Source organism: Maritalea myrionectae, assembly GCF_003433515.1.
In the GTDB taxonomy this organism is placed as follows: domain Bacteria; phylum Pseudomonadota; class Alphaproteobacteria; order Rhizobiales; family Devosiaceae; genus Maritalea; species Maritalea myrionectae.
In genome coordinates this window covers 3,080,541-3,092,307 of sequence record NZ_CP021330.1, presented here as the reverse complement: position 1 = coordinate 3,092,307, position 11,767 = coordinate 3,080,541, and the positions used below count along the sequence as shown (strand labels likewise).

General features: G+C 53.9%; 11 protein-coding genes. 7 read left to right on the top strand and 4 right to left on the bottom strand.

Translation table 11 applies throughout. From position 1 onward, the window contains the following. The first annotated feature begins 5 nt into the window (after nucleotides 1-5). Complete coding sequence (locus tag MXMO3_RS15575) at nucleotides 6-1,487, top strand: cobyric acid synthase (protein WP_245985765.1); 1,482 nt, start codon at nucleotides 6-8, stop codon at nucleotides 1,485-1,487. A 10-nt stretch (nucleotides 1,488-1,497) separates the two neighbouring features. Next, nucleotides 1,498-2,454: an adenosylcobinamide-phosphate synthase CbiB gene (gene cbiB, locus MXMO3_RS15570; RefSeq protein ID WP_117396464.1), complete on the top strand. Its 957-nt coding sequence runs from the start codon at nucleotides 1,498-1,500 to the stop codon at nucleotides 2,452-2,454. Nucleotides 2,455-2,470: 16 nt separating this feature from the next. Here the strand turns inward: cbiB and cobU are convergent, their stop codons facing one another. Together cobU and MXMO3_RS19110 are read right to left on the bottom strand one after the other, a co-directional pair. Continuing rightward, entirely contained in the window at nucleotides 2,471-2,995 is a 525-nt protein-coding gene (cobU, locus tag MXMO3_RS15565) for a bifunctional adenosylcobinamide kinase/adenosylcobinamide-phosphate guanylyltransferase (RefSeq protein WP_027833987.1), read from the bottom strand. After that, the gene (locus MXMO3_RS19110; protein ID WP_162889307.1) at nucleotides 2,988-3,365 is read right to left on the bottom strand and encodes a DUF1636 family protein; all 378 of its coding nucleotides are present in this window, start codon (nucleotides 3,363-3,365) and stop codon (nucleotides 2,988-2,990) included. Before MXMO3_RS19110 ends, cobU begins: the two co-directional genes overlap by 8 nt. A 190-nt stretch (nucleotides 3,366-3,555) precedes the next feature. On the opposite strand from MXMO3_RS19110, the gene MXMO3_RS15555 reads away from it, so the two are divergent. The 5 genes from MXMO3_RS15555 to MXMO3_RS15535 all read left to right on the top strand — a co-directional run bounded on the left by MXMO3_RS15555 (nucleotide 3,556) and on the right by MXMO3_RS15535 (nucleotide 9,208). Beyond that, complete coding sequence (locus MXMO3_RS15555; RefSeq protein ID WP_162889306.1) at nucleotides 3,556-4,422, top strand: glucosamine kinase nucleotide-binding domain-containing protein; 867 nt, start codon at nucleotides 3,556-3,558, stop codon at nucleotides 4,420-4,422. Nucleotides 4,423-4,470: 48 nt separating this feature from the next. Beyond that, a complete protein-coding gene (zwf, locus tag MXMO3_RS15550) occupies nucleotides 4,471-5,964 on the top strand; it encodes a glucose-6-phosphate dehydrogenase (protein ID WP_117396461.1) in 1,494 nt (497 codons plus the stop codon). Between the two features lie 8 nt (nucleotides 5,965-5,972). Continuing rightward, entirely contained in the window at nucleotides 5,973-6,674 is a 702-nt protein-coding gene (gene pgl, locus MXMO3_RS15545; RefSeq protein ID WP_117396460.1) for a 6-phosphogluconolactonase, read from the top strand. Nucleotides 6,675-6,737: 63 nt separating this feature from the next. Continuing rightward, nucleotides 6,738-8,564 carry a phosphogluconate dehydratase gene (edd, locus tag MXMO3_RS15540; protein ID WP_027833982.1) on the top strand — a complete coding sequence of 609 codons (1,827 nt, stop codon included), beginning with the start codon at nucleotides 6,738-6,740 and terminating at the stop codon, nucleotides 8,562-8,564. 62 nt (nucleotides 8,565-8,626) lie between these two features. Beyond that, entirely contained in the window at nucleotides 8,627-9,208 is a 582-nt protein-coding gene (locus tag MXMO3_RS15535; protein ID WP_117396459.1) for a hypothetical protein, read from the top strand. 119 nt (nucleotides 9,209-9,327) lie between these two features. Here the strand turns inward: MXMO3_RS15535 and MXMO3_RS15530 are convergent, their stop codons facing one another. Both MXMO3_RS15530 and MXMO3_RS15525 read right to left on the bottom strand, forming a co-directional pair. Next, the gene (locus MXMO3_RS15530; protein ID WP_117396458.1) at nucleotides 9,328-10,803 is read right to left on the bottom strand and encodes a hypothetical protein; all 1,476 of its coding nucleotides are present in this window, start codon (nucleotides 10,801-10,803) and stop codon (nucleotides 9,328-9,330) included. A gap of 10 nt (nucleotides 10,804-10,813) precedes the next feature. After that, entirely contained in the window at nucleotides 10,814-11,743 is a 930-nt protein-coding gene (locus MXMO3_RS15525) for a DUF6384 family protein (RefSeq protein ID WP_027833979.1), read from the bottom strand. Between the last annotated feature and the right edge of the window lie 24 nt (nucleotides 11,744-11,767).

Sequence of the window (11,767 nt, the reverse complement as noted above, 5' to 3'; positions counted from 1 at the left end):
GGCGCGTGACGGCCAAAAGCATGATGTTTATGGGCACCGGCTCGGATGTGGGCAAAAGCCTTGTGGTCGCCGGGCTGTGTCGCCTGTTGCACAATCGCGGCTTCCCCGTAGCACCCTTCAAGCCGCAAAACATGTCCAACAATGCCGCTGTGACCGCTGATGGTGGTGAGATTGGCCGTGCCCAAGCCCTGCAAGCCCGCGCCGCCAAAATTGCCCCCACCACCGCAATGAATCCCGTTTTGCTCAAGCCGGAGCATGAAACGGGTGCACAAGTGGTCGTGCGCGGCCAGCGCGTTGCGTCCATGAGTGCACGAGAATATTTCAAGCGCCGCATTGAATATTTGCCCGAGGCCATCAGAGCCTTTCAGGAACTGAGCGCAACTTATGACTTTGTTTTGGTCGAAGGCGCGGGCAGCGCATCCGAAGTGAATTTGCGCGACAGCGACATTGCTAATTTTGGCTTTGCCCAAGTGCTCAATCTGCCCGTGACATTGATCGGCGATATTCACCGCGGCGGCGTGATCGCGTCAATTGTTGGCACGTTCGCGGTGGCACAGCCGGAAGATGCTGCCCTGATCAAGGCGAGCCTGATCAACAAATTCCATGGCGATCCATCGCTCTTTGAAGAGGGCAAAACCTTTATCGAAACGCACACAAAGCGCCCCTGTTTTGGCCCGTTGCCCTTCTATGCCGATGCAAAATTGCTGCCGCCTGAAGATGCGCTGGCGCTGGATGATGCGGAACTGGTGAAGCGCGATGGGTTAAAAATTGTCGTGCCGCGCCTGCCGCGTATTTCCAATTTTGATGATCTCGACCCGCTGCGGCAGGAAGCCAATGTGAGCGTCGAAATCATACAGCCCGGCAATCCGCTACCCCGCGACGCTGACCTGATTTTACTGCCCGGCTCCAAAGCCACCATCGCTGACTTTGAAGCGCTTAAAGCCCAGGGGTGGGACATCGATATTCTCGCCCATGCCCGTGCAGGTGGTGCCGTGTTGGGCCTGTGCGGTGGCTATCAAATGCTGGGCAGAAAAATTCACGACCCAGAGGGCGTCGAAGGCGCACCGCGCTCAATCGATGGGCTTGGCCTGCTGGATATTGAAACCACCATGGCCAGCCAAAAGCACCTACGCGAAGAGGAGGCTCTCCATTTAGCGACCCAACAAACCCTGCGCGGCTACCATATGCATATGGGTGAGACGCAGGGACCTGATCGGGCGCGACCCTTTAGCCAGATCGGTGATGAAACGGACGGGGCGATGGCGCGCAGTGGCCGGATCATGGGCACTTATCTGCATGGCTTGTTCGCCAGCGACCAGTTCCGCCGCGCCTTTTTGCAAAATCTCGGGGCCATGATGAGCACCGACCTTGAATATGAAGCCCGCATTGACCAGATTTTAGACGGATTTGCCGATCATATTGAACGCCACATTGATGGCGACAAGCTAATCAGCCTGTTCGCCACCCCGCGCGACATGACATTATAGGAAATTGATCATGAGCTTTGCCATTGCCTTTCTCGCCATGCTGTTGGAACGAATGGTGGGTTATCCCCGGCAGTTGCTAGATGCCATTGGGCATCCGGTGATGTGGATGGGCAAACTCATTACAATTCTGGAAGAGCGCGGCAATCACCCGGAGTTGCCCGATCAAAGACGGCGGCAAAATGGCTATGCCATGATCGGGTTGGCACTGGCCGTGACTTTGCTGATCAGCCTGATCATCATTGCCATCACCCGCAGCGCCCCTTTCGGTTGGATTTTTGAAATCTTCTTCGCCGGCACCCTGATCGCACAAAAGGAACTGGGCCGCGCGGTGAAAGCCGTGGCTGAGGGCCTGCGCAGCTCGCTGGATGAAGGCCGCGAAGCGGTGTCCCACATTGTTGGGCGCGATCCGGATGATTTGAATGAAGACGGGGTGGCCCGAGGTGCGGTGGAATCGTTGGCCGAGAATGCCTCAGATGGTGTGGTCGCGCCGATTTTCTATCTGATGCTTTTTGGCCTGCCGGGCATTGCACTTTATAAAATGATCAACACGGCCGATTCCATGGTGGGCCACAAGAACGAGCGCTTTAAGGACTTCGGCTATGCCAGCGCCAAGCTCGATGACTGGGCCAACTTTGTGCCAGCGCGGATCACTGCTTTTTTCTTCACTGTCGCAGCGAAATTCAAAGAGGGGTTTGACGCAAAAGCGGCCTGGCGGTCGGCACAACGGGATGCGAAATGGCACAAATCGCCAAATGCAGGCTGGCCGGAAGCGGCCATGGGCGGCGCCCTCGGCGTCAAACTGGGCGGCCCGCGCGATTATGATGGCGAAACGGTGAAATTGGCCTATATGGGCGAGGGCAAAGAGCAAGTAGACGCGGACGATATTGACCGCGCCGTGACGCTATACTGGTTTGCCCTCACGCTGATCTTGGGCACGCTGCTGGTGCTGGCGGCGTTCTTCAACTAGCCAGCATGCTGGTGACTTACGCCAATTCACCTTTTAGATTTTGTGCGATACCTGAGGTGACAAACACCACATTTTGGCAGATGCGGGCCAGTTCCTGATGGGCAATACCGGCATGGTCCACAAATTCGCGGGCCATCTTATTGTCGGGCACCACGCCTTGGCCAACTTCGTTGGACACCAAGATAACTGAAATATCATTATTGGTGCTCAACCAATGGGCGAGGGCCTCAACGCTTTCATCCACATCATAATCGGCCATCATCAAATTGGTGATCCAAAGGGTCAGGCAATCCACCAACACCCGATCATATTTGCCGCGTGCGCGTTCAAGCGCTGAAATCAAATTGATGGGCTGTTCCACTGTATCAAAATGATCGCCGCGCGCCTGTTGGTGGGCAGAAATCCGCAATTTCATTTCGTCATCATAGGCGCGGCCCGTGGCCACATAGAGAGGCTTTTGGTTGCCTTTCAGGGCAACGCCTTCGGCAAATCCGGTTTTGCCTGACTTGGCGCCGCCAAGAATAAGTGAGTGATTAGTCATCGTCTTTTTCTTTCTTCATTGTGGGCAGGCGCGCAATAAAATGTCCCATCATGGCCCGGGGCCATTCTGCAAATGGCACTTCGCCATCCGGGGTGCGTTGATGCGCTGCCGCCCAATCTATAATGGCTTCTGCGGTGGGTTGGTCTGGGGTGAACCCGCCCGCGTGATAGCCAATTTTTTCATCGTCCTGCAATTGTATTGCACAGGATTGTTTGCAACTCCAAAGGCAGGGGTGGCGTACAATCTTAAGCTCCATCTGCCGATTGTCGCGCTCTGCTTCCACCAAATTGGCAAGCAACTCGCCGCCGGTTTCGCCTTTATCGTTAAAAGCGCTGGTGGAGCTAAATTTGCACGTAGAACAGATAAACAAACAGGACGCCAATTCATCACCTTTTTCAAACGAACGCCCTCAATAAAACATGCCGCAGATAAAGCCAATGGCTTGCAATTGCATTTTTGCGAAAAAACGAGCGAATTTGCGCGGATTAATACTTTCGTATAAGACGAATTGCGTTTATGGTCCGCGCAAATTTCAACGTTTTGACTAAAGGATGGACTGCGTGCAAAACTTGTTTCTCGGAATTGACGGCGGCGGCACCAATTGCAGAGCGCGGCTTGCGGACGAGAATCTGAATATTTTGGCGCAGGTGCGCGGTGGTCCGGCCAACACCACAATTGGTGACGGGTCACAAGCCTACAATTCCATCATTGATGTTAGCCACCAAGTCTTTAAAGAGGCGGGCTTGAGCCAATCAGATATGACCCGCACCATCGCCTGTTTGGGCCTCGCTGGCGCACATTTGGAAAGCTCACGCCGCGATTTTGCTGCGCGTGAATATCCCTTTGCCAAAACCCTTGTGCACAATGATGTGGAAACCGCCCGCGAAGGCGCTCATCTGGGCGAAGATGGCGCGGTGCTGATCGTCGGTACTGGATCGGCCGGCCTCGCCAAAGTAAAAGGCGAATATTTCCCGGTTGGCGGTTGGGGTTATCATATCTCAGACACCGCCTCCGGCGCAATTTTGGGACGCGCTTTGGCCCGCCGCTCAATCGAAGTGTTGGACGGCTTGAGCGAAGGCTCACCGCTGACTGAAGTGGTTATTGACCATCTTGGCGGCACCCAAAACAGCTTGATGGCATGGTCCTTCAAGGCATGGCCAAAAGATTTTGCCAGCCTCGCGCCATTTGTGGTTGAGCATTTCGAAAAGAATGACCCGATTGCGTTGGAACTGATGCAGTTTGAATTTGATCAGATCGAGCAATTCATCAACTGGTTTAAAGCCCGCGGCGCGCAAAAACTTGCCATTGTTGGTGGGTTGGGTGAGCGGCTTATTCCCATTCTGACTGAGCGCTTTGGCGACTATGTGCAAGCCGCAAAGTCTGACGCTCAAAATGGGGCACTATTAATGGCGCAAAAAGCTGCATAAGCACGCTTGGGGCCAGCGCGTCATGCGCGAACAATGAAAGGAATGCCTATGTCCGCCCGTATTATTCCGGTCGATCCTTTTGATTATGTGGTGTTTGGCGCCACCGGCGATCTATCGCAGCGCAAACTGATCCCTGCGCTCTATTATCGCTTTTATGACGGGCAGTTCGACACAAACTCACGTATTATTGGCGTGTCTCGGTCAGAAATGAGCGATGAGGAATTCCAAAAATTCGCCCGCGATGCAGTGAATGAATTTGTGGATGCAGACCATATCGAGCCTCAAATGCTCGACGATTTCATTGGTTGCTTCTCCTACATCGCCAACGACGTTACCGACCGCGATGGTTGGGCGGCATTGAGTGACCGTTTGCGCAATGATCCAAGCGTGGTGCGGGCCTTCTATTTGGCGGTTGCGCCATTCCTGTTCGCCCCCATTTGCGATTATCTCTCCAGCCAAAACTATTGGACACCCGATGCGCGGGTGGTGTTGGAAAAGCCGCTCGGGCACAATCTGCAATCATCTGTGGAAATCAACGACACTGTGGCCGAAGTGTTCCGCGAAGATCAGGTCTATCGGATCGACCATTATTTGGGCAAAGAGACGGTACAGAATCTGTTGGCCTTGCGTTTCGCCAATGCCCTGTTCGAACCGATCTGGAACTCGGCTCATATTGACCATATTCAAATCACCGCCGCTGAATCAGTTGGGGCGGGTGGTCGCTCCTATTACGAAAAATCAGGTGCTTTGCGCGATATGGTGCAAAACCACTTGTTGCAACTTTTGTGCTTGGTGGCGATGGAGCCGCCCGCATCAGATGAAGCAAATGCCCTGCGCGATGAAAAGCTGAAAGTGTTGCGCGCGCTAAAGCCCATCGTGGGCGAAACAGTTCATAAGCAAACCGTGCGCGGCCAATATCGCGGTGTGAGCGCTGAAGACACCAAGGTGCCGAGCTATGTTGAAGAGCTGGGCGATGGCGCGACATCCAACACAGAAACATTTGTGGCGATCAAAGCCGAGGTGGAAAACTGGCGCTGGAACGGGGTGCCGTTCTATATGCGCACCGGCAAACGCATGGCGCGCCGTGCGTCCGAAATTGTAATCCAATTCCGTGAAATCCCGCATTCAATTTTCTCTCGTACAGAAGGCGCGCCGACACCAAACCGCTTGGTGATCCGCTTGCAACCGGACGAAGGGGTGAAACTGTTCCTAATGATTAAAGACCCTGGCCCAGGCGGCATGCGTTTGCGTCAGGTACCATTGAACCTTAGCTTCGCTGATACGTTTACCCAGCGGACCCCAGAAGCCTATGAGCGGTTGCTCATGGATGTGGTGCGCGGCAACCAAACCCTGTTTATGCGTCGTGACGAGTTGGAAGCGGCGTGGGCGTGGATTGATCCGATCCGCGAAGCGTGGGACAATGACGCAACACCATTGCATGGCTACACCTCTGGCACATGGGGGCCCACCAGTTCAGTTGCGCTGATCGAGCGCGACGGCCGTACATGGCATGAAGAGCTGGACGATCCCAAAGCAATATAGGTGAACGAATGGCAGATGTAATCGACCATAATTTCGAAAACAAAGATAAGCTGGCCCGTGCGCTGGCTTTCCGCGTCGCCACTGAGCTAAAGCGCGACATTGAAGCTTCGGGCAAAGCCAGTATGCTGGTTTCCGGTGGGTCAACACCCAAAGCGTTCTTTACGGCCCTGAGTGAAGAAGAGCTGGATTGGACACGCGTCACCATTTCATTGGTGGATGAGCGCTGGGTGCCGCCAAGTTCTGATCGGTCAAACGCCAAATTGGTCGGCGAATATTTGCTGCAAAACAAGGCCAATGGTGCCGCATTCCTGCCGCTTTATGTCGACGGACAAACCGCGCAAGAAGGCGCAACATTGCTCGGCAAACAGTTTGAAGGTGTGCACAAACCCTTCACCGTGGTGATTTTGGGCATGGGTACGGATGGCCACACGGCCTCATTCTTCCCCGGCGGCGATCAATTGGCCGAAGCGATTGATTTGAAAAACCAAAATGCATTTACCGCGATCGAAGCGCCGGGCGCGGGCGAACCGCGGATCACATTTACACTGCCGCAATTGCTGCAATCCAGTTTCTTGGCATTGCATATTGAAGGCGATGAAAAGCAAGACGTTTTGAAATCGGCGTTTGGCGAAGGCGAGGTGGCCGATATGCCCATTCGCGCCGTGCTGCGCCAAACCATTAAAGAACTCAATATCTTCTGGTGTCCCTAGGGTATTACCCAAACATCCTTTGTTCCCAGTAAGGTCGCACTGATAAATCCAAAGGAGCAACAAATGAGCGTTCATCAAACGATCCGTGATGTGACAGACCGCATCACCAAACGCAGTGAGAAAACCCGGCGGATTTATCTGGACCGTATGGATGCCGCTGCCAAACAGGGCGTTCACCGCACCGCGCTTTCTTGTGGCAATCTGGCCCACGGTTTCGCAGCCTGCGGGGCGGGCGACAAAGCCAAGTTAAGCGATGAGATTACGCCCAATATCGGCATCATCACCGCCTATAACGACATGCTCTCGGCGCACGCGCCCTATAAGGATTATCCGGATCAGATCAAGGCGGCAGCCGAGCAGGCAGGCGCTGTGGCGCAGGTCGCCAGTGGCGTCCCTGCCATGTGCGATGGCGTCACTCAGGGCCAGCCTGGCATGGATTTGTCGCTCTTTTCGCGTGATGTGATCGCGTTGGCAGCAGGCGTCGGCCTTAGCCACAATATGTTTGATGCGGCCATGTTCCTCGGCATTTGCGATAAAATCGTCCCCGGTCTGGTAATCGCGGCGCTCAGCTTTGGCCATATTCCAGCGGTGTTTGTGCCTGCAGGGCCAATGCCTTCTGGCCTGCCCAATGACGAAAAAGCCCGCATTCGCCAGCTTTATGCCGAAGGTAAAGTGGGGCGCGATGAATTGCTTAAAGCTGAGAGCGAAAGCTATCATTCTCCCGGCACCTGCACCTTTTATGGCACCGCCAACACCAACCAAATGCTGATGGAGATCATGGGGCTGCAATTGCCAGGTTCCAGCTTCGTCAATCCCGGCACCCCTATGCGCGATGCCCTTACCAAAGAGGCTACGCGCCGCGCTTTGGCCATCACCGCGTTGGGCAACGAATTCACGCCAGCCAGCCGCGTCGTAGACGAAAAGGCGATTGTAAATGGCATGATCGGGTTGCACTCGACGGGCGGGTCCACCAACCACACCATCCATTTGATCGCTATGGCCGCCGCTGCAGGCATTCAAATCAACTGGCAGGACATGTCTGACCTGTCCGATGTGGCACCTTTGCTCACCCGCGTTTACCCGAACGGCATGGCCGATGTGAACCATTTCCACGCAGCGGGCGGCATGGGCTTCTTGATTGACCAACTGCTCAATGCGGGCTTGGCACATGACGATGTAAAAACCATTTGGGGTTCTGGCTTGCATGTTTATGCACAAGAGCCAAAATTGATCGATGATCGCATCCAAATGGAACCCGCTGCCAAAGAATCCGGCAATGAAAATGTGCTGACACCGTGCAGCAAGCCCTTTGCCAAAAATGGCGGTTTGAAACTGCTCAAAGGCAATCTCGGCCAATCCGTGATCAAAATTTCTGCGGTCAAGCCAGAACATCGTGTGGTGGAAGCACCGGCCAAAGTGTTCCATTCGCAAAATGAGCTGAATGACGCATTCAAAGCGGGCGAGTTGAACGAAGATGTGGTGGCCGTGGTGCGGTTCTCTGGGCCAAAAGCCATCGGCATGCCAGAATTGCACAAGCTAACGCCACCGCTGTCGGTGCTGCAAAATCGCGGCATCAAAGTGGCGCTGATCACCGATGGTCGTATGTCCGGCGCTTCGGGTAAGGTGCCAGCCGCGATCCATATGACGCCGGAAGCCGTCGACGGTGGCCCCATCGCCAAAATCAAAGATGGCGACATCATCCGCTTGGATGCGGAAAATGGTGTGCTGGAAGTATTGGTCGATCAAGCAGAATTTGATGCCCGTCCAGTGGCCACGCAAGATTTGAGCGAGTCACACTATGGACTGGGTCGTGAACTGTTCACTGGCATGCGCCAATTGGTCGGCGCCGCCGATAATGGCGCCAGCGCGCTCGGTGAATTAATCAAGTAAGACTTGAAATATTTAAATTAATAGCTAGATTCCCTCTCAATAGTTTTTGAGAGGGAATTGCCATGCCTAGATTACCAAAAATCGCGTTCATTCTTGCCGTCCCCTTCTTGCTGGTGGGATGTATGTCACTCAACACGCTTGGCACAATCCAAACCATGTCCAAGTTAGATGTGGTGAATGATCCTATTGAGGATATGGTCTTTGCGGTTGAGGCAGATGCAAATTTAAAGCCATTGCCAGAGCAGACCCAGTTTGTCTTTTCGCTTACTCCCGAGGGCGGCACCACGCAAAAGACCCGCGCAAATCTGAGGTTGGCCGCGGCCAACGAAATGCCGCGCGGCACGAAACCTGCCGCTCAAGGCAAGATTCTTCACGTCTTCGTATTTCCTGAAGCTGAAAAAGAAAAGCTACGCGCAGTTCAGGCCCAAATACGTACGTTTAAGTCAAAAAGCATAAAAGGCAGCCTCTCCATCGGCGTCGAGCCAGCATTTTGTAAAACCACGCCACAAATTGCGTCCGATTCAAAGTTTAGCGTTTTTGTCGCCCGCTCCACACAAGAATCGCTCATGCCCCTATTGGCGGGCGCAAAAGTGTCAGACTTGGAAAACAAGACGGGGCAGAACGCGCTGCCGATGTGCCATTAGAAATGGATTGGCACGTTGGCGTGCCATATTGGGCATAGGCAGGCATGCGTCCATCGGCGGGGTGCAGTTTAGAAGCCGTCATTTATTGCACGATGCAAAGTGGCAGTTGCATAGACGGTTTAAAACTTGCCGCCAGTCTTAAACCCACCATGGTCGCGCTTGCCTTTGGAGCCGCGCGGGGTGCTGCGCGGGCGCGAAAACTCCGACGAGCTGGAGCCAAATGTGCCGAAATCCTTTGAGCGGCGCTTCTTCTTTGAAGAATAGGATTTGCCACCCCAAGGGTTACTATATTGATCTTTTGAGCGGCTGCGTTTCGGGCCACGATATTTTTTCGCGTCTTGCCATTTGCCCCAATAGCTCGAGGCGGTGATGGCGCCCTTCAAAAACTCACCCAATAAATCTTCGACCAGATCGTCGTCAAAATCGAATGACGGGCGATCATAGCGCTTTTGTTTGAATTCCCATTCAATGTCTTCCAGTTCACGTCGACGCTCTGAGAGGACCTTTAAGCGGTCCTTGCATGCCCGAAGTTCAGTCTCCAACGAAATGATTTCCGAGCGTACCGCATCAATCTTGCGCACGATCTGATCATCTTCGCGCGTCGCTGTTTGCCGCGCCGCAGCATAAAGATCTTCCAGCCCTTCGCGCTGCAATCCAGATGCAAGCAGGTCAACCGCTTCGCGGTAGGCTGGATTTTGCCCTTGGGTGAACTTGCGTTGGCGATGCACCAACTCGTCGCGCTTATCTTCCAGCTCCACCAAACGAGCATCAATCTCGCCGATAATTTCTTCGCTGCGATCAGCCGTTTCGCGGGCTTTTTTGCCGCCATGGGCGTCAAAGGCAGCATCCTCGAGCGCTTCAAGCTTTTGTTGCTCTTCGTCAATCTCGTCCTGCACCTGATCTGCATGTTCGCGCAGCCGCATGGGGATTTCGTTCAAAATCACAAAGTTTGGTTTGGCATCGTGATAGCGCACCATGCGCGCCACCCAGCCATCAAGCATCCGGGTGATGTTGTTTGCGCGATAGGACCCTGTGTTGAACCCGCGCTCAAACAGATACATAAACAGCGGATCATTGCGATAGGGCGCGCCTTTTTCTTCGCGATCCTGCTCGGCCACCTCCGCCTTTTTGTTGGCGTGATCAAAAGTGGCAATTGCTTCCTCAACGGCCTGCTTCTGCGCCGCATAGGCGGGGTCTTTGTCCAAATCGGCAAAAACTTCAGTGCTCAGTTGATCCAGCTTTTTCTGCGCCTGCTCGAAATCAGACATCGCTTCGTCGCGCTTTGCGCGTGTGGTTTCAATGTCCTTATCCACATCTGCCAGCAACTCAGATATTTCATCCAACTTGCCTGCATGGCGCTTTAATATGCTGTTGGCTTCTTTTTCCGCACGCGAAATATATTCAGTGACTTCATCGCGTTTCTTTGGATCAAGGCGCACTTTGGCGAGATGCAAAAACTGTTCGCTTTCCACTTCACGCAACCGCGCGATCTTCGCCGATGCGTCTGCAGATGTGCGGGAAAGCGAGCGTTCTTCATCGCGAATATCGCGCATGGAGCGATCTAATCGGCGCAGTGCTTCTGGACCTTTTACCATTATGCTTGTCCTACCACTTTGTTATCGCGCCGCCCAAAACTGGCTGCGTGTAATCCACGTTCAAATAGCCAAATTCTTTGAGGCCCATAATATTGTTTTGAATGATGCCATCATCAAGCTTGTCATCGCGCACCGCGTCGAACTGCACCTCGCTCACGCGCACGCCCCATTGCTCAACGGTCTCTGCAATGCCGGTTTCTTCATTGGTGATGCTTTGCGGCAAGGCGTTGCCATCCGGCCCAATCGCCTCGACAATGACATAATAATTGCGCGCGTCTTGGTTCACATCCGGATAGGTCCAAACGCCGGTATCGGCGCCTTCACGGTTGACGATCTGCACCCGATATTCGCTCTGCAATGTGCTGAGCAGGCCGTTGAGATCGCCCAAAAACTTTTCAGCCGCAACCTGGTCGCCAACACTGGCAGCCAGTTTGCCGCGTTCAGCCAGTTCTGCGGCTTGTGCGTTGGCCGTTTCGACCTTGGCGGTGGCTTCAATTTGGGTGACAAGTTGGTCAAATTGTTCGGGCAATTCTTGATTGAGATAGGCTTGCGTTGCCGCCATTTGGCTGGCCTGCATCGGCTGATAAACCAGAAAATATCCAGATAGACCAATGCCGAGCGCCAGGCCGAGGCCCAAAACCCATTTGCCCCAGCGATCGCGCGACACATAGGCCCGCGCCAACCGATAGCTAAAGCCACCTGTTGGCGGGTCATAATTGAAACGGGATTCTTTAAGTGCGTTGACCCCTTCTTGCAAAATGTGATCCGGCACATCAATGCCCTGCTGGTGGTAGACTTCGCGCAGGCGGTCTACCAAACTGGAGGCGCGGTTTTCTTCATTCAGTTCCCGCGTCACCAGATCATTGCGATGGCGCAGCGTATCCACCACGTCCATCGCCATCATCACATCATCAAGCGGTAAAGACTTGTCTTTGCTCAAAACAAATTCCCGTTTCTCGTTTTG

Bases quoted from the DNA above. Each gene is read 5' to 3' on its own strand.
- cbiB (WP_117396464.1), top strand. From the start codon at position 1,498: ATGAGCTTTGCCATTGCCTTTCTCGCCATGCTGTTGGAACGAATGGTG.
- cobU (WP_027833987.1), bottom strand. From the start codon at position 2,995: ATGACTAATCACTCACTTATTCTTGGCGGCGCCAAGTCAGGCAAAACC.
- zwf (WP_117396461.1), top strand. From the start codon at position 4,471: ATGTCCGCCCGTATTATTCCGGTCGATCCTTTTGATTATGTGGTGTTT.
- pgl (WP_117396460.1), top strand. From the start codon at position 5,973: ATGGCAGATGTAATCGACCATAATTTCGAAAACAAAGATAAGCTGGCC.
- edd (WP_027833982.1), top strand. From the start codon at position 6,738: ATGAGCGTTCATCAAACGATCCGTGATGTGACAGACCGCATCACCAAA.
- MXMO3_RS15535 (WP_117396459.1), top strand. From the start codon at position 8,627: ATGCCTAGATTACCAAAAATCGCGTTCATTCTTGCCGTCCCCTTCTTG.
- MXMO3_RS15530 (WP_117396458.1), bottom strand. From the start codon at position 10,803: ATGGTAAAAGGTCCAGAAGCACTGCGCCGATTAGATCGCTCCATGCGC.